The following is a 16,027-nucleotide window of genomic DNA, read 5'->3' on the forward strand; positions in this document are numbered from 1 at the left end:
CATCAGGCCATTCACCGGCCAATTGGGAGAACCTTGTTCGTATGATCCGCACGCTGCCTGCTCTTTTTGCCTTGTTGTTCGCTGCGCCATTGCTGGCCGCGCCGGCCGGGCAACAGACGCTGTTCAACTTTGTCCGGCCGGCCGATGTGGTCAAGGTGGCGACCCAGGACGCCAGCCTGCCGCAATACAACGCCGAGCAGACCCCGGAAGGCGAGGTGTTGCGCCGCATCACCTTCAACCCGGCGGCGGAACCGAGCCTGGTGCTCAGCCCGCAGAGTGGCGTGTGGGACTGGTCGCAATCGAGTGCCATGAGCCTGCGTATCCAGAGTGCGATGGACTGGGCGCTGACCTTGTACGTCAAGGTGCAGAGCAGCGACGGCAAGACCCTGGTCAGCCGGATTGATTTGCCGGCGGGACCTGCGCAAACGCTGCTGGTGCCACTGCAAGCCAATTCGCCCTTGAGCCAGGGTATGAAAGCCGGGCCGCCGATGCCGATCACCGTGGACGGTCAGCGCGTGATGCTGGCCGGCAGCGCTGGCGAGCTCGACCGCAGCCAGGTGGTCTCGGTCACGCTGTCGATGATCCAGCCGGCTGCGCCGCAAAGTATCCTGCTGGAGCGCTTTGGCGTGCAGGACAGCGAGCCGGTGCTCAAGGCTGCCTACAGTGAGTTGGTGGATGCCTACGGGCAGTCCAACCGCGCGCGCTGGCCGGAAAAGGTCAGCAGCGACGAGCAGTTGAAAGCCGCGGCCGCCAAGGAGCAGCAACAGCTCAAGGGCTGGCTTGCGGAGCGTGACAAGGCGGGCCTGGACAAGTTTGGCGGCTGGACCAAGGGCCCGGCCTTTGACGCCAGCGGCTTCTTCCGTACCGAAAAGCGTGATGGGCGCTGGTACCTGGTGACACCCCTGGGGCATCCGTTCTACTCCCTGGGCGTCAATACGGTGACCCCGGACAACAGCCAGACCTATGTCGCCGGCCGCGAATGGATGTTTGGCGCGTTGCCCAAGGCGGGTGAGCCCTTCGACAAGTATTACGGCAGTGGCGACAACCGTGGCGGCAATGGCGCGGATGTAGGGCGTGGCTTCAATGTGGGGCGCTGGTATGACTTCTACGGCGCTAACCTGCAACGCACCTATGGCCAGGCGTGCGACCCGGCAGCCCAGGCCCAGCCCTGCACAGCCCAGGGGTTTGACCAGGCGCGCTGGGTTAGCCACACCCTGGACCGCCTGCAGGCCTGGGGTTTCAACACCGTCGGCAACTGGAGCGCCCCGCAACTGGTTGGCGCGGATCGCGTGCCTTACACCTTGCCGCTGTCGATCATTGGCGACTACACCAGTATCAGCACCGGTATCGACTGGTGGGGCGGCATGCCCGATCCCTTCGACCCGCGCTTTGCCATGGCCACCGAGCGGGCGGTCGCGATTGCCACCCGTGACCATCGCGACGACCCCTGGTTGATCGGCTTCTTTGCCGATAACGAACTGGCGTGGGCCGGTCCTGGCAACGATGCGAAATCCCGCTATGCCCTGGCCTACGGCACCCTGCGCATGACCACCGATGTGCCGGCCAAGCGTGCGTTCCTCAAGCAGCTGCGCGATAAATACCGTAACGAAGATGGCCTGTCCAAAGCCTGGGGTATTCAATTGGCGGGCTGGGAGTTGATGGAAGATCCAGGCTTCGAGCCGCCCGTTCCCAACCCCGAGCACCCGGAAATCGAAGCTGATTTCCAGTACTTCCAGAAGACCTTCGCTGATGCCTACTTCAAGACCATCTCCGATGCGCTGAAATGGCATGCGCCCAACCAGTTGCTGCTGGGTGGGCGCTATGCGGTCAGCACCCCGGAAGCCGTGGCGTCCTGCGCCCAGTACTGTGATGTACTGAGCTTCAATATGTACACCCTCAAGCCCCAGGACGGTTATGACTTCGCCGCCCTGCGCGGGCTGGACAAGCCGGTCCTGATCAGCGAGTTCAACTTCGGCTCGACCGACCGTGGCCCGTTCTGGGGCGGCTTGACGCCCTTGGCCAGGGAGGAGGCGCGTGGCCCGGCTTACGCGACGTTCCTCAAGCAGGCCATGGCCGAGCCGTCGATTGTTGGCGTGCACTGGTTCCAGTACCTCGACCAGCCGGTGACCGGGCGATTGCTGGACGGTGAAAATGGCCATTTCGGCCTGGTGGGGATCACCGATGTGCCCTTCCAGGGTTTTGTCGACAGTGTGCGTAAAAGCAACCTGGCGGCGATCCAGCAATTGGGCCGCAAAGCTGAAAAAGCCAAGGTCGCCCAGGCTGCCACGGGTTCCCAAAGCCAGTAATGGCTGGAACAATGAACGCCATTTAACGCAGGACTTTTCCGAGGGGGATGCAGGTGCAGATTCAGGGTCATTACGAGCTTCAATTCGAAGCAGTGCGCGAAGCCTTCGCCGCGCTGTTTGACGACCCTCAGGAGCGTGGTGCGGCGCTGTGTGTACAGATTGGCGGGCAAACCGTCCTCGATCTGTGGGCCGGCACTGCCGACAAGGACGGTGCCGAGGCCTGGCACAGCGACACCATCGCCAACCTGTTCTCCTGCACCAAGACCTTCACCGCCGTCACCGCGCTGCAACTGGTAGCCGAGGGCAAATTGCAGTTGGACGCCCCGGTTGCCAACTACTGGCCGGAGTTCGCTGCGGCAGGTAAACACAACATCACCCTGCGCCAACTGCTTTGCCATAAGGCCGGGCTGCCCGCGTTGCGTGACATATTGCCTGCCGAGGCCCTGTATGACTGGCCTTTGATGACTACCGCCCTGGCCGCCGAAACCCCCTGGTGGACACCCGGCGAAGGCCATGGCTATGCGGCCATCACTTATGGCTGGCTGGTCGGTGAACTGCTGCGCCGCGCCGATGGGCGTGGGCCGGGGGAGTCGATTGTGGCGCGGGTTGCCCGGCCACTGGGCCTGGACTTCCATGTCGGGTTGGCGGACGAGGAATTTTATCGTGTCGCCCACATTGCCCGGAGCAAAGGCAATATGGGGGATGCGGCAGCCCAACGGTTGTTACAGGTCACCCTGCGTGAGCCCGAAGCAATGACTACCCGGGCGTTTACCAATCCGCCTTCTATACTAACCAGCACTAACAAGCCTGAATGGCGCCGCATGCAGCAGCCTGCGGCAAATGGTCATGGCAATGCGCGCAGTTTGGCCGGGTTTTATAGTGGTTTGTTGGACGGAAGTTTGTTGGAAGCCGATATGCTTGAACAACTGACCCGCGAGCACAGTGTTGGGCCGGATAAAACCTTATTGACGCAAACCCGCTTTGGCCTGGGTTGCATGTTGGACCAGCCAGACGTGCCCAACGCGACGTTCGGCCTTGGCCCACGTGCATTTGGGCATCCTGGGGCCGGTGGTTCCGTGGGCTTTGCCGATCCGGAACATGATGTAGCATTTGGTTTTGTGACCAATACACTGGGGCCGTATGTACTTATGGACCCGCGCGCGCAAAAGTTGGTAAGAATATTGGCCGGTTGTCTGTAAATAGCTTGCTGTCTGGCGTTTTTTTGTTAAAAAGGCACCTACAAAAGACGCTGGAAAAGTATTGTTACTTTAAACTTCGTGAAGCGTCCGTTTAACGGGTCATTCAGACCCCTGTGTTTTCTCATTTTGTGGATATCTCATGTTATCGAACAAGTCCTTGGCTCTGGCGCTCTGCCTCACTATTACTGGCTGTGCACAAAACCCACAAAATGATGCGTCTGGCGAGCATTGGTGGTCATTCGGGTCCGACAAGGCGGCGGCCAAGGACGTTACCGCCAAGGCCGATGCCAAGGCGGCTGACGCCAAGGCTGATCTCAAGGCCGATCTGAAGGCGGCAACACCTGCTCCCGCTGCGGCGCCGGTAGTGGCCAAGGCTGAAAGCGACACCAAATGGTGGTGGCCGTTTGAAAGCAAGCCAAAACCCCTGAACAAAGTCGATGTGACCAACATCCCGATGCCAGACCCGAAAATCACCCAGGCCTGGTTGGATGACTACGAGCCACGCCTGCGCGCCGCGATCAAGGACAGCAACCTGCAACTGGAACGTCGCGACAACGTACTGGTGGTGATTGCCCCGGTCGATGGTTCGTACAACCCGAAGCGCCCGGCGATGTTGTTGCCGGTGACCCTGGGTCCGTTTACCCGTGTCGCCAAGGCCGTTGAAAAGGATCCGAAGACTGCCGTGCTGGTCCTGGGCCACATCGACACCGTGCAGAACCAGGCCCTGACCAAGGAGCGTGCCCAGTCCATCGCTTCGATCTTCAGCCTCAGCGGCCTGAAGCAGGACCGCCTGATGTTGCGTGGCATGGGCGACCTGATGCCCCGCGCCGCCAACGACAGCACCCAGGGCCGCGCCCTGAACCGTCGCATGGAAATCATGTTCACCCAGCGCACCACCATGCTGGCACTGCTGAGCAAGTACAACTCGCCAAACCCGCCGAAGCCTGAACTGGTAGCGGTACAGGACGTCGTTGCTCCTGCGCCGGTGGCCAAGAAAGCCGTGGCCGCGAAGAAAACCCCGGCCAAGAAGACCGCCGCCAAGCCAGCCGCGAAAAAAGCCGCCGCCAAGCCGGCAGCCAAAAAGCCGGTGGCCGCCAAGGCAGCGGCACCTGCGAAAAAAGTAGCGGCAAACGACCAGGCGAAAAACTGAGCAGTTGAGCGAGAAGGATAAAGCCCCATGAACCAGGCATTGGCGGATATGCGCCGTGACTACACGCGGGACGGTTTGAGCGAGGCCCAGGCCCCGGACGAGCCGTTTGCCTTGTTCCACCAGTGGTTCAGCGATGCGGTCAAGACCGAGCAAGCGCCGGTGGAGGCCAACGCGATGACCCTGGCGACCGTGGACCAGGAGGGCCGGCCTCACTGCCGAGTCCTGCTGCTCAAGGGCCTGGATGCCCAGGGTTTTACCTTCTTTACCAACTACCAGAGCGCCAAGGGTCAGCAAATGGCAGCCCGCCCGTTTGCTGCCATGACCTTCTTCTGGCCGACCCTGGAGCGCCAGGTGCGCATCGAGGGGCGGGTGGTCAAGGTCACGCCTGAGGAATCGGATGCCTACTATCAGGTGCGACCCCTGGGCAGCCGCATCGGTGCCTGGGCTTCCCCGCAAAGCCAGGTGATCCGTGATCGCCAGCAATTGCAGGACTTGCTCACGCTGACCGAACAGCGCTTCAGCGATACCCAGCCGGCGTGCCCGGAGCACTGGGGGGGTTATCGCCTGCTGCCGGAACGCATCGAGTTCTGGCAGGGCCGGGCGAGCCGCTTGCATGACCGCTTGAACTATCGCTTGCAGGGTACCGACTGGACCCGCGAGCGCCTGGCGCCCTGAGTGCGCCTTTAAACACCTGTAATCCATATGGGCGCTGTGGCCTGGAGTCAGGTGTTCCTGCCGAAGTCTCTACTCCGGGGCTTGTGGTGTGTATTGCCGGGCTGCGTCCTGCAGCCATTGTGGTAAATCCTTACGCTTGACCTTCTCTGCCTTGGCGCGGTCCAACTGTTGCAGCATAAAGTTGCGCTTGCGCTGATCGTCTCCAGCCAGGGACAGCGCCAGGTCGCGATCTACCCAGCGCTTGATCCGCCGGTAGAGCCACCAGTGGAAGTACAGGCCGGCGGCGGTGGTCGCTACAATGATGAAGTAGTCCATGAAATTCCTTGTCTGGGTGTAGGTGCTACCGTTTGTCGGTTTTTGCGATACAGCCTGTCTGTACTGGGGCTGAATGAAAGCAATTTTCTCCGGGCCGTGCCGTGACAGGCGTCAAGCAGCGGAGTCTAATAAAGATATGTCCTTTGGAGTTGATGCTATGCGTAAGTCTGTTCTGCTGGTTGCCTGCTTTACCACCATGTCGTTGCTGCTGGGTGGCTGCGCCTCCAGTCTGACCGGCGACTCGTACTCCCGTGACGAAGCCCGTCGTGTGCAAAGCGTGCGCATGGGTACCATCGAATCCCTGCGTCCGGTCAAGATCGAAGGCACCAAGACCCCAATCGGCGGCGCAGCAGGCGCGGTCATCGGCGGTGTTGGCGGTAGCGCCATCGGTGGCGGTCGCGGCAGCATCGTGACTGCCGTTATCGGCGCAGTGGCGGGCGGCCTGCTGGGCTCGGCCACCGAAGAAGGCCTGACCCGTACCCAGGGCGTGGAAATCACCGTGCGCGAAGACGACGGCAGCATGCGCGCCTACGTCCAGGCGGTGCAGGAAAACGAAATCTTCCGCATCGGCGACCGTGTGCGCATCATGACTGTAGATGGGACCAGCCGCGTTACCCGCTAAGCGTCATACAGTAAAAGAAAAACCCCGACCGGGTGCCTGGTCGGGGTTTTTTTCGGTTCGGCTAAGGATTTTCTTAATGTGATTTTTGATTTCGACCGGGTGCGTTAAACGTTGCAGGTAAGTTGGAAGTGATGAGCAGAGTCATTTATTACTCTGCCGGCCAAGGTTTCTATAGCCGTTAGTTGAGCGGGGGCAGGTTGTAGACCTCCCAGCCATGTTGCTCGACTACAAACGCCTGAAGGTCAGTAGCCTTATCGAAGGCTGCAATCAGATATCTCATGGTGCGAATCTTCTTTGTTCTTTTGGATTTTCGTAGAGAGGATTTGGCGAACACGCCCCCGACAGCAGGGGGCTGTCCTGGTTGTTGGCCATCCTGCCCTCCTGGCCGTGACATCCGTTCTTGCAGACGGGTGTGCGACGTTAGGGGAGGCGCAGGAGAAAGAAGGTAGGAAGGTGCTGTGAGCGAGGGGGGAAGAGGCTGAAACAGTGCATGGGGGCAAGACAGGCCTGCCCCCACATGACGCGTTAAGCGTTGACTGTCACCTGCTTACGACTGGCCATCGCCGTCACGGCATAACCAATCAATGCCGCGAGGATCGAGCCGGTGAGAATGCCCATCCGGTCCATCCCGGCGTATTCGCTACTGCCCGGCAAGAACGCCAGTGAGCCGACAAACAGGCTCATGGTGAAGCCGATGCCACACAGGATGGCGACACCCATGACCTGGCCCCAATTGGCGCCGGTCGGTAGGGCGGCCAGCCCGGTTTTCACGGCGAGCCAGGTCAGGCCAAACACACCGACCGTCTTGCCCACCAGCAAACCTGCCGCGATACCCATCGGTACGTGGTGGGTGAAGCTTTCCAGATTGACCCCGGCCAGCGACACGCCAGCGTTGGCAAATGCGAACAGCGGCAGGATGCCGTATGCCACCCACGGGTGCAGGGCGTGTTCCAGGCCGAGCAGGGGCGAGGGCTCGGCGTTCTTGGTGCGCAGCGGAATGCAGAACGCCAGGGTGACGCCGGCCAGGGTGGCGTGAACACCGCTCTTGAGCACGCAGACCCACAGGATCAAGCCGATGATCAGGTACGGCCCGAGCTTGACCACGCCCAGGCGATTCATGGTGATCAACGCGACAAGGCAGGCGCCGGCGCCCGCCAGCGACGCAGTGGACAGTTCGCCGGAGTAGAAAATCGCAATGACGATGATGGCTCCCAGGTCATCAATGATCGCCAGGGTCATCAGGAACAGCTTCAGCGACACCGGTACACGCTTGCCCAGCAGTGCCAGCACGCCCAGGGCAAAGGCGATATCGGTGGCCATCGGGATGGCCCAGCCGCCGAGTGCCGCCGGGTTATCCTTGTTCAAGGCCCAGTAGATCAGCGCCGGCACCACCATGCCGCCGATGGCCGCAGCCCCTGGCAGCACAACCTGGGAAGGCTTGGACAAATGGCCGTCGAGCAGCTCGCGCTTGACCTCCAGGCCGATCAGCAGGAAGAACAGGGCCATCAGGCCGTCGTTGATCCACAGTAGCGATGGCTTCGCGATCTGCAGGGCGCCGATCTGTACGGCGACGGGCACTTCAAGAAAGCTGCTGTAGAACGACGACAGCGGCGAGTTGTTGATGATCAGGGCCAAGGCGGCTGCAGCGATCAGTAACAGACCGCTGGCCGCTTCGAGCTGGAAGAAACGGGTAAACGTGCTACGCAGAGGCAAGGGACGCTCTCCAATCAAGGTTCAATAGGGGCGTACCCTAACCCGTACTGTTAGTTGTTAAAACAAAAGTTATATTCTTTTTTGTTATATAAAAGTGCGGTGCTAGGGATTGGCTCAAAGCCTAGCAATTAGGGATCGAATTAAGTCATGACTGTATCTGTGTGCAGTTTGGGAAACACCCTAAGATCACGCCTGAAAACTTAATGGAACTTGAGCATGAGTGACCACCGTCCGTGGGCCCGAGAGGCCATTCGCATTATTGAAGCTGATTTCCAGCGCAGCGCCGACACCCACCTGATCCCACTGGCATTGCCGGGCTTGCCGGGGATCGAATTGTATTTCAAGGATGAGTCCAGCCACCCCACCGGTAGCCTTAAGCACCGCTTGGCCCGCTCCTTGTTCCTGTATGCCTTGTGCAACGGCTGGCTCAAGCCCGGCGCGCCGGTGATCGAGGCCTCCAGTGGCTCCACCGCGATTTCCGAAGCGTACTTCGCGCGCTTGCTGGGCCTGCCGTTTATTGCGGTGATGCCGGCCACCACGTCCCAGGAAAAAATTGCCCAGATCGCCTTCTATGGCGGCAAGAGCCACCTGGTGCAGGACCCCACGCAGATCTACGCCGAATCCGAGCGCCTGGCGCAGGAAAGCGGTGGGCACTTCATGGATCAGTTCACCTATGCCGAACGGGCTACCGACTGGCGGGCGAACAACAATATTGCCGAGTCGATCTTCCAGCAGTTGCGCTTCGAACGGCATCCAGAGCCGAGCTGGCTGATTTCCAGCCCGGGTACCGGCGGTACCACGGCGACTCTTGGGCGCTATGTGCGTTACCGCCAGCATTGCACCCGAGTGTTGTGTGCCGACGCCGAGCGTTCGGTGTTCTTCGATTATTACCAGAGCGGTGATGCCAGCTTGCGCCTGGACTGCGGCTCACGGATCGAAGGCATTGGTCGGCCACGGGTGGAAGCGTCGTTCCTGCCCAAGGTGATTGATGCAATGGTCAAGGTGCCGGATGCCTTGTCGCTGGCCGCCATGCATTACCTGGCGCAGCGCTTGGGACGGCGGGTCGGGGGATCCAGCGGCACCAACCTGATCGGCGCGTTGATTGCTGCGCAGCAGATGCAGGCGGCGGGGGAGTCGGGGTCTATCGTGGCGATTCTGTGTGACGGTGGCGAGCGTTATGCCACGACCTACTATGACGATGCGTGGCTGGTTGGGCAGGGGTATGCGCTGGAAGAGTTGATCGACGCGGTTGCCGCCAGTGTCGAGCGTGGCGAGCCGTTGCCGGACAGCGTATTGCGCGCCAATATCTAAACTGCCTGGCGCATGACGATCACTGTGGGAGGCGGGCTTGCCCGCTCCCACAATGGAGCGCGTTTACTCAGGCTTCGATCCCGAGGATGTTGCGCGCCACGGCTTCGGCAATCCGAATCCCGTCAACGCCTGCCGACAGGATCCCACCGGCATAACCTGCGCCTTCACCCGCCGGGAACAGACCTTTCACATTCAAGCTCTGCATCGACGCGTCGCGGGTGATCCGCAGTGGCGACGAAGTGCGGGTTTCGATCCCGGTCAGGACTGCGTCATGCAGCGAGTAGCCCTTGATCTGCTTCTCAAAGGCCGGCAACGCTTCGCGGATGGCCTCGATGGCGAAGTCTGGCAAGGCCAGGGCCAAGTCGCCGAGGGCAACGCCCGGCTTGTAGGAAGGTTCCACGCTACCAATAGCGGTGGACGGCTTGCCAGCGATGAAATCACCCACCAGTTGCGCCGGTGCTTCGTAGTTGCTGCCGCCGAGGATGAACGCATGGGATTCCAGGCGCTCCTGTAACTCGATCCCGGCCAGCGGGCCGCCCGGATAGTCCACTTCCGGGGTGATACCGACCACGATCCCGGAGTTGGCATTGCGCTCGTTACGCGAGTACTGGCTCATGCCGTTGGTCACGACCCGATTTGGCTCGGAAGTGGCCGCCACCACCGTACCGCCTGGGCACATGCAGAAGCTGTACACCGAACGGCCGTTCTTGGCGTGGTGCACCAGCTTGTAGTCGGCCGCCCCCAGTTTTGGGTGCCCGGCATACTTGCCCAGGCGCGCGGCGTCGATCAGCGACTGCGGGTGTTCGATACGGAAACCCACCGAAAACGGCTTGGCTTCCATGTATACGCCACGGCCGTGGAGCATGCGGAAGGTGTCGCGGGCACTGTGGCCGAGGGCGAGGATCACGTGCCTGGAGAGGATCTGCTCGCCACCATCGACGACCACACCATTTAACTGGCCGTCCTCGATCAGCACGTCGGTGACCCGCTGTTCGAAACGCACCTCACCGCCCAGGGCGATGATCTGCTGGCGCATGTTTTCTACCACGCCGGTCAGGCGGAAGGTGCCGATATGCGGTTTGCTGACGTAGAGGATTTCGTCTGGCGCGCCGGCCTTGACGAACTCGTGCAGCACCTTGCGCCCGTGGAACTTCGGATCCTTGATCTGACTGTAGAGCTTGCCGTCGGAAAAGGTCCCGGCGCCGCCCTCGCCGAACTGCACGTTGGACTCGGGGTTGAGTACGCTTTTGCGCCACAGGCCCCAGGTGTCCTTGGTGCGCTGGCGCACTTCGCGGCCACGCTCGAGGATGATCGGCTTGAAACCCATCTGCGCCAGCAACAGCCCGGCAAAAATCCCGCAAGGACCGAAACCGACCACAATCGGTCGCTCGCTCAGGTCGGCCGGCGCCTGGCCGACTACCTTGTAGCTGACATCCGGTGCGGCGTTGATATTGCGGTCGTCGGCGAACTTGAGCAGCAGGGCGGCTTCGCCCTTGACCTCAAGGTCGACGGTGTAGATGAAGCACAGCTCCGATGATTTTTTGCGTGCATCGTAGCTGCGTTTGAACAGGGTGAAATCGAGCAGATCATCACTGGCGATGCCCAGGCGCTGCACAATCGCAGGCCGCAGGTCTTCTTCGGGATGGTCGATGGGCAGCTTGAGTTCGGTGATTCGTAGCATGACAGGATCCGGTATGCGGCGTTTGGTAGGGCCGGCGGTTTTGCAAACCGGCGATTATAAGCCCCAACGGCGGTTTCCCGTCATGCTAAAACAGCGCAGGGCCGAATCAGTCGTCTCGCGAGCCGCCAAACGCCGCGCAGCCACGCTGCACTTGGCCGTTGATCCGAAGTTCGGCGCTCATGTGCTGCAGGCTGCCGCTGACGCTGTCGATGCAGCGCTGGGGCGCGACCCACAGTTCGATCTTCTGGCCGTTGGCTTCGGTGGTGAGGTTGAAACGGCCATCGCCCAGTTGCTCTTCCACATAAGGTACCGGCAGCGGTGGCTGGCCCTCGCGCTGCAGGACCATGCCCTTGTTGGTGACATTCAGCGCCCACGCGGGTTTGTGGCCGTTGGCGCGCAGGATCATGCGCTTGAAGTCCGGGTCGTCACAGGCCGAGGTCGAGCGTTCGACGCGGTACAGCTGCTGCAGCTCCACCTGGCCCTGGGTGCCGCTGGCGACCCCGGAGAACTTGCCGCGCAAGTCGGCAAACAAGGCCCCTTGCTGGCCGGCCAGGGACGCCGCTTCCTGGAGGATGCTGGTGCCGCCGGTATCGTTGACCACGTAGTTGCGCTGGTCATGGCAGGGCTGGAACAGCAGTTTATCGCCGATGGCGGTCAACTCGCCCTGCATGCGGGTCAGGCCCGCCGTGGACGGCTTGGCCGGGTCGCGCTCAAACACCTGGCAGGCGGCGAACAGGGGCAGTAGGGCAAACAGAGCAAGGATACGGGCGGCACGCATTATCGGGTCTCCTGACAAGTGCCGCCACGTTACGCAGGCTGGCGCTGCATCACAAGTCGGTGATGGGCGATTAGGTTGCAGCATTTTAACGGAGCCTGAAATTAAGCCTTTTTCCGTGGATGTTACGGAAGCCTTATGCCAAGTTTAAGTTTTTCGAAAGGCGCATTCATATGAACATTCGATGGACCCTTCTCGCCCTGGCCTGCGTGGCACCCCTGGCCTGGGCCGAGGTGCCGGCCAAGCTGTTCTATACCTCACAGACCGACTTCACCGATATCACCTTGACCCTGAAAAAAGCCCAAGCCCTCCACCCCGAGTTTATCGAGGTTGACGTGACGCTGACACCGCAGGCCCAGGAGCGCACGAAGGCGCTGTCCGAGGCGGCCATGCATAAACAGATGGCCCTGTACCTCAATGGCCGGCAGCTCAATACGGCGACGGTCCAGGGTGTGCTCGACGGTCCGGGCCTGAGGTTCTCCATCCCCCGCGATCAGTTGTTGGAGATGATGCCGTCGCTGATCAAGTGATCAGCCGACGATGTAAGTCTGCCCGGTCTGTAAGCCTTCCACACTCTTGGCGTAGGCCAAAGCTACATCTGCCGCAGGCACCGGCTTGAAGCCCCGGAAATAAGGCGCATAGCTGCCCATGGCCTCCAGCAGTACGTTGGGGCTGACCGAGTTGATCCGCAGGCCCCGTGGCAGTTCAATTGCCGCCGCTTTGACGAAAGCATCAATGGCGCCATTGACCAGCGCCGCCGAGGCGCCGGTGCGGATCGGGTCGCGGTTGAGGATGCCGCTGGTGAAGGTGAAGGACGCACCGTCGTTGGCAAATTCGCGGCCGATCAGCAGCAGGTTGACCTGGCCCATCAGTTTGTCTTGCAGGCCGAGGTCGAAGTGGCTGGCGTCCATTTCGCCCAGGGGCACAAAGTTGACGCTGCCGGCGGCGCACACCAGGGCGTCGAACTTGCCGGTTTGTGCAAACAGTCGGCGGATCGAAGCGCTGTCGCTGATATCGACGTGAAAGTCGCCGCTCGTGCGACCAATGCTGATCACTTCATGGCGCTGGGACAGTTCGGCCTTGACCGCCGAGCCCACCGTGCCGCTGGCGCCAATCAACAGGATTTTCATGTGTCGTTCCTCTAGAGGTTCAGGTGAGCCTTGAGTCTAGAGTGGTTTTTTCTGCGGATAAGCGCACTAATAGGCAACCTTTGGTTTTCAAATGGAAACAATCCATGAGCGAGATGGATGATCTGGCGGCGTTTGCGGTGTTGATCGAAGCCGGCAGTTTTACCCTGGCCGCCCAGCAACTGGGGTGCAGCAAGGGCCAGTTGTCCAAGCGCATCAGCCAGTTGGAGGCGCAGTTTTCGGTGGTGTTGCTGCATCGCACCACCCGTCGATTAAGCCTCACTGCCGCCGGCGCGGCGCTGTTACCCCAGGCCCAGGCATTGGTAATCCAGGTCGACCGCGCGCGTCAGGCATTGGCGCGGCTCAAGGACGATGTGGCAGGGCCGGTGCGTATGACCGTTCCGGTTTCCCTGGGTGAAACCTTCTTCGATGGTCTGTTGCTGGAGTTTTCCCGGCAGTACCCGCAAGTACAGATCGAGCTGGATCTGAACAACAATTATCGTGACCTGGCGCGGGACGGTTTTGATCTGGCAGTACGCTCGGCGGTGGCCACCGATGAAAGGCTGGTCGCCAGGCCGCTGTTGGCCTGGCATGAAATGACCTGCGCCAGCCCGGCCTATCTGGAGCAACACGGGGAACCGCTGACACCGGCGGAGCTGGTCGGCCACCTTTGCTTGCTCAACAGCCACTACAGTGGTCGCGAAGAGTGGCTGTATCACCAGCAACACGAATTGCTGCGGGTCCGGGTGGATGGCACGTTTGCCTCCAACCACTACAACCTGCTGAAAAAGGCTGCGTTGGTGGGTGCCGGCATCGCACGGCTGCCCTCCTATCTGTTGCAGATGGAATTGGCTGACGGCCGGCTGCGTTGGCTCCTGCGTGATTATCAGACTCGTAGCCAGCCGATGTACCTGGTCCACCCCTATCAGGGCGGGTTGCCACGCCGTACCCAAGTACTGGCCGATTACCTGGTGGGCTGGTTCAAACGCAATGGCGAGGCACTGGACCGGCTTTAGCGCCAGCGCCGGGCAATCCAGTGATCCATGGACACCCGTCCTGGCCCCTTGGCCATCAACAGCAGCAGCAAGGCGATCCAGGTGCCGTGGGTCGGGTAGGCGTCGGGGTAGACAAACAACTGGATCACCAGGGTCATACCCAACAAGGCCAGGGCCGAAAAGCGCGTGGCCAGACCCAGCAGAATCAGGACCGGGAAAAAATGCTCGGCGAACGTAGCCAGGTACGCCGCCACTTCTGCGGGTACAAACGGTACGTGGTATTCACTTTTAAACAACGGCACGGTGGAGTTGGCCAACTGCGGCACACCCAGTTCGAAGGTGCCGTCTATAAGGTCGACGGCAAAGCCCTGGACCTTGGTCTGGCCGGACTTCCAGAACACCGCCGCCATGGAAAAGCGTGCAATAAGGGCGATCAGGCTGTAGGGGATGTTCCCGAAGGTTTGGGTGGCGCGTGCAATCAGGCGCGTAGCGGCAGTGTTCATGGTTGTACCTTGATATGGGTGATGGCGCGGTGGTTGATCAGCAGTCCCAGGCAGTGGTGCAGGTCAAATTCGCTCGCTGCGTCGAGGGCGTACGCCACCGCCATTTCCAGGGGCCAATCGTTGGCCAGGCTGTTGATAAACGTCACGCAGCCGCTGTCGATGCCGAATACCTCGACCTCCAGGCCGTTGCGCAGGATCAACGCGCTTTGCTCCTGCCAGGGGTTGAGGCTGGCGACGGTGTCGGTGGTTTGATGCGCGGCCCATAACGCCACCACGGCATAGTTCGACTGCAGGGTGCTGACGCTGGGGTGCAGGTGCAGGCGTACGTTGCCCAGGCTGGGCAACTGTTGCAGTTGGTCGATGACGGCCTGGGGCTCGGCGACGGGTGTGTCGGCGGCGTGATAGGCGTTGATCCGCAAGTGCTCCAGTCGCGCGACGTCCGCCAGGTAAGGCACGCTGGCGGCGGGGGCGAAGCCCTGGATAAAGGCGGCGAGGTCGCTGCCGTACTCGTTGAGCAGCGGGCTGGTGGGTGGATAGGCCTGGACATACAACCCGGCCATGGCGCGGAAAAACCCATCGCCCACCAGTTGCCGGGTTACTGGGTAACTGTCGGCCAGGGCGCTGATTAACGAACTGTGGACGTTGTTGCGATACACCGCAAAACGGCTGGCGGGATCGGCGCCGTTGTGGCTGAACAAACCCTCCGGACATGGCTGGCCCGGCGCCAACAGGGCCTTTGCAAACTGTTCGAGCACATTCATGGGCGCACCGCCGCAGCTAGCAAGTGGCGCTCGGCTTGCCGGGCTTCGGCGTGCAATACGCTGAAGGCCGGTACATCGTTGTCGCGCTCGATCAGCGTCGCAACCGGCCCGGTGCGTTGCAAGGCCTGCTGATACAACTGCCAGACGGCGTTGTCGATGGGCGCGCCGTGATCATCAATCAGCAGGCGATCACCAAGGCTGTCGCTGTCTTCGGCAAAGCCTGCCAGATGAATCTCGCCCACCGCGTGCAAAGGCAACGCATCGAGGTAGGCCAACGGATCCTGCTGATGATTGATGCAGGACACATACACATTGTTCACGTCCAGCAACAAACCGCAGCCGGTGCGCCGGATGACCTCGCGGATAAAGTCGGTTTCATCCAGGGTGGAGCGTTGGAACTGCAGGTAGGTCGACGGGTTCTCCAGCAGCATGGGCCGCTTGAGGGTGGTTTGTACCTGGTCCACGTGTTCGCACACTCGCTTGAGAGTTGCGTCGTCATAGGCCAGGGGCAGCAGATCGTTGAGAAACACCGGGCCGTGGCTGGACCAGGCCAGGTGTTCGGAAAAGGACTGGGGTTGATAGCGCTCGATCAGTACCGCCAGGCGCGCCAGGTGGGCCTGGCTCAGCGGGCCTTCGCCGCCGATGGACAGGCCGACGCCATGCAGTGACAGCGGATACTGCTCGCGGATCAGGCCCAGGTAGTGATGAAAAGGCCCGCCGGCCACCATGTAGTTTTCGGCGTGGACTTCAAAAAAACCAATATCGGGCAGGGTGGCGAGCACTGTATGCCAGTGTTCGCTCTTGAGCCCCAGCCCGGCCCGGCACGCAAGGCCGGGTGCCTGAGCCTGGGCGACATCAGGCAGGGATGAAAGTGTCATCGTCAGTACTCAGGCA

General features: G+C 61.2%; 16 protein-coding genes. 8 read left to right on the top strand and 8 right to left on the bottom strand.

What is annotated here, in order from left to right:
- Positions 1–41 precede the first annotated feature (41 nt).
- From PSH73_RS05810 to pdxH, 4 genes are all read left to right on the top strand, one after another.
- Positions 42–2,306: a beta-galactosidase gene (locus PSH73_RS05810; protein WP_115127547.1), complete on the top strand. Its 2,265-nt coding sequence runs from the start codon at positions 42–44 to the stop codon at positions 2,304–2,306.
- 53 nt (positions 2,307–2,359) lie between these two features.
- Positions 2,360–3,505 (top strand): serine hydrolase domain-containing protein, encoded by a 1,146-nt coding sequence (locus tag PSH73_RS05815; RefSeq protein ID WP_120734402.1) that lies wholly within the window; start codon positions 2,360–2,362, stop codon positions 3,503–3,505.
- 139 nt (positions 3,506–3,644) lie between these two features.
- Complete coding sequence (locus PSH73_RS05820) at positions 3,645–4,655, top strand: OmpA family protein (protein WP_057958717.1); 1,011 nt, start codon at positions 3,645–3,647, stop codon at positions 4,653–4,655.
- A 27-nt stretch (positions 4,656–4,682) separates the two neighbouring features.
- Entirely contained in the window at positions 4,683–5,330 is a 648-nt protein-coding gene (gene pdxH, locus PSH73_RS05825; protein WP_057958718.1) for a pyridoxamine 5'-phosphate oxidase, read from the top strand.
- A 69-nt stretch (positions 5,331–5,399) separates the two neighbouring features.
- Here the strand turns inward: pdxH and PSH73_RS05830 are convergent, their stop codons facing one another.
- Positions 5,400–5,645 (bottom strand): hypothetical protein, encoded by a 246-nt coding sequence (locus tag PSH73_RS05830; RefSeq protein ID WP_057439854.1) that lies wholly within the window; start codon positions 5,643–5,645, stop codon positions 5,400–5,402.
- Between the two features lie 157 nt (positions 5,646–5,802).
- On the opposite strand from PSH73_RS05830, the gene PSH73_RS05835 reads away from it, so the two are divergent.
- Positions 5,803–6,267: a glycine zipper 2TM domain-containing protein gene (locus PSH73_RS05835; protein WP_029297142.1), complete on the top strand. Its 465-nt coding sequence runs from the start codon at positions 5,803–5,805 to the stop codon at positions 6,265–6,267.
- A gap of 525 nt (positions 6,268–6,792) precedes the next feature.
- On the opposite strand, the gene nhaA is transcribed toward PSH73_RS05835, so the two are convergent.
- A complete protein-coding gene (gene nhaA / locus PSH73_RS05840) occupies positions 6,793–7,980 on the bottom strand; it encodes a Na+/H+ antiporter NhaA (RefSeq protein WP_057958719.1) in 1,188 nt (395 codons plus the stop codon).
- A gap of 216 nt (positions 7,981–8,196) precedes the next feature.
- Here nhaA and PSH73_RS05845 point away from each other — a divergent pair, with 216 nt between their 5' ends.
- Complete coding sequence (locus PSH73_RS05845; RefSeq protein ID WP_216312164.1) at positions 8,197–9,291, top strand: PLP-dependent cysteine synthase family protein; 1,095 nt, start codon at positions 8,197–8,199, stop codon at positions 9,289–9,291.
- Positions 9,292–9,358: 67 nt separating this feature from the next.
- Here the strand turns inward: PSH73_RS05845 and PSH73_RS05850 are convergent, their stop codons facing one another.
- Together PSH73_RS05850 and PSH73_RS05855 are read right to left on the bottom strand one after the other, a co-directional pair.
- The gene (locus PSH73_RS05850) at positions 9,359–10,972 is read right to left on the bottom strand and encodes an NAD(P)/FAD-dependent oxidoreductase (protein WP_057958721.1); all 1,614 of its coding nucleotides are present in this window, start codon (positions 10,970–10,972) and stop codon (positions 9,359–9,361) included.
- A gap of 106 nt (positions 10,973–11,078) precedes the next feature.
- Entirely contained in the window at positions 11,079–11,750 is a 672-nt protein-coding gene (locus PSH73_RS05855; RefSeq protein ID WP_057958722.1) for a COG3650 family protein, read from the bottom strand.
- 170 nt (positions 11,751–11,920) lie between these two features.
- Between PSH73_RS05855 and PSH73_RS05860 the strand changes: the two genes are divergently transcribed.
- Positions 11,921–12,277, top strand: a complete 357-nt coding sequence (locus PSH73_RS05860) for a hypothetical protein (RefSeq protein WP_169990179.1) — start codon at positions 11,921–11,923, stop codon at positions 12,275–12,277.
- Here PSH73_RS05860 and PSH73_RS05865 read toward each other — a convergent pair whose 3' ends face one another.
- Positions 12,278–12,877: a short chain dehydrogenase gene (locus tag PSH73_RS05865; protein ID WP_128593658.1), complete on the bottom strand. Its 600-nt coding sequence runs from the start codon at positions 12,875–12,877 to the stop codon at positions 12,278–12,280.
- 104 nt (positions 12,878–12,981) lie between these two features.
- On the opposite strand from PSH73_RS05865, the gene PSH73_RS05870 reads away from it, so the two are divergent.
- Entirely contained in the window at positions 12,982–13,890 is a 909-nt protein-coding gene (locus PSH73_RS05870; RefSeq protein WP_305462090.1) for a LysR family transcriptional regulator, read from the top strand.
- On the opposite strand, the gene PSH73_RS05875 is transcribed toward PSH73_RS05870, so the two are convergent.
- From PSH73_RS05875 to PSH73_RS05885, 3 genes are read right to left on the bottom strand one after another with little or no spacing between them, the layout of a single operon-like run.
- Positions 13,887–14,372 (bottom strand): DoxX family protein, encoded by a 486-nt coding sequence (locus PSH73_RS05875; protein WP_273865264.1) that lies wholly within the window; start codon positions 14,370–14,372, stop codon positions 13,887–13,889. The two genes, PSH73_RS05870 and PSH73_RS05875, sit on opposite strands and share 4 nt — an antisense overlap.
- Entirely contained in the window at positions 14,369–15,133 is a 765-nt protein-coding gene (locus tag PSH73_RS05880; RefSeq protein WP_057439838.1) for a DNA-binding domain-containing protein, read from the bottom strand. The genes PSH73_RS05875 and PSH73_RS05880 overlap by 4 nt, the downstream gene beginning before the upstream one ends.
- On the bottom strand, positions 15,130–16,011 hold the full coding sequence (locus tag PSH73_RS05885; protein ID WP_057958727.1) for a DUF692 domain-containing protein: 882 nt from the start codon (positions 16,009–16,011) through the stop codon (positions 15,130–15,132). The genes PSH73_RS05880 and PSH73_RS05885 overlap by 4 nt, the downstream gene beginning before the upstream one ends.
- Between the last annotated feature and the right edge of the window lie 16 nt (positions 16,012–16,027).

The organism is Pseudomonas sp. FP2294, assembly GCF_030687625.1.
GTDB lineage: Bacteria > Pseudomonadota > Gammaproteobacteria > Pseudomonadales > Pseudomonadaceae > Aquipseudomonas > Aquipseudomonas shahriarae.

Coding starts and splice junctions, on each gene's coding strand:
- PSH73_RS05875 (WP_273865264.1), bottom strand. CDS start 14,372: ATGAACACTGCCGCTACGCGCCTGATTGCACGCGCCACCCAAACCTTC.
- PSH73_RS05810 (WP_115127547.1), top strand. CDS start 42: ATGATCCGCACGCTGCCTGCTCTTTTTGCCTTGTTGTTCGCTGCGCCA.
- PSH73_RS05885 (WP_057958727.1), bottom strand. CDS start 16,011: ATGACACTTTCATCCCTGCCTGATGTCGCCCAGGCTCAGGCACCCGGC.
- PSH73_RS05830 (WP_057439854.1), bottom strand. CDS start 5,645: ATGGACTACTTCATCATTGTAGCGACCACCGCCGCCGGCCTGTACTTC.
- PSH73_RS05845 (WP_216312164.1), top strand. CDS start 8,197: ATGAGTGACCACCGTCCGTGGGCCCGAGAGGCCATTCGCATTATTGAA.
- PSH73_RS05820 (WP_057958717.1), top strand. CDS start 3,645: ATGTTATCGAACAAGTCCTTGGCTCTGGCGCTCTGCCTCACTATTACT.
- pdxH (WP_057958718.1), top strand. CDS start 4,683: ATGAACCAGGCATTGGCGGATATGCGCCGTGACTACACGCGGGACGGT.
- PSH73_RS05870 (WP_305462090.1), top strand. CDS start 12,982: ATGAGCGAGATGGATGATCTGGCGGCGTTTGCGGTGTTGATCGAAGCC.
- PSH73_RS05880 (WP_057439838.1), bottom strand. CDS start 15,133: ATGAATGTGCTCGAACAGTTTGCAAAGGCCCTGTTGGCGCCGGGCCAG.
- PSH73_RS05855 (WP_057958722.1), bottom strand. CDS start 11,750: ATGCGTGCCGCCCGTATCCTTGCTCTGTTTGCCCTACTGCCCCTGTTC.
- PSH73_RS05865 (WP_128593658.1), bottom strand. CDS start 12,877: ATGAAAATCCTGTTGATTGGCGCCAGCGGCACGGTGGGCTCGGCGGTC.
- PSH73_RS05860 (WP_169990179.1), top strand. CDS start 11,921: ATGAACATTCGATGGACCCTTCTCGCCCTGGCCTGCGTGGCACCCCTG.
- PSH73_RS05850 (WP_057958721.1), bottom strand. CDS start 10,972: ATGCTACGAATCACCGAACTCAAGCTGCCCATCGACCATCCCGAAGAA.
- PSH73_RS05835 (WP_029297142.1), top strand. CDS start 5,803: ATGCGTAAGTCTGTTCTGCTGGTTGCCTGCTTTACCACCATGTCGTTG.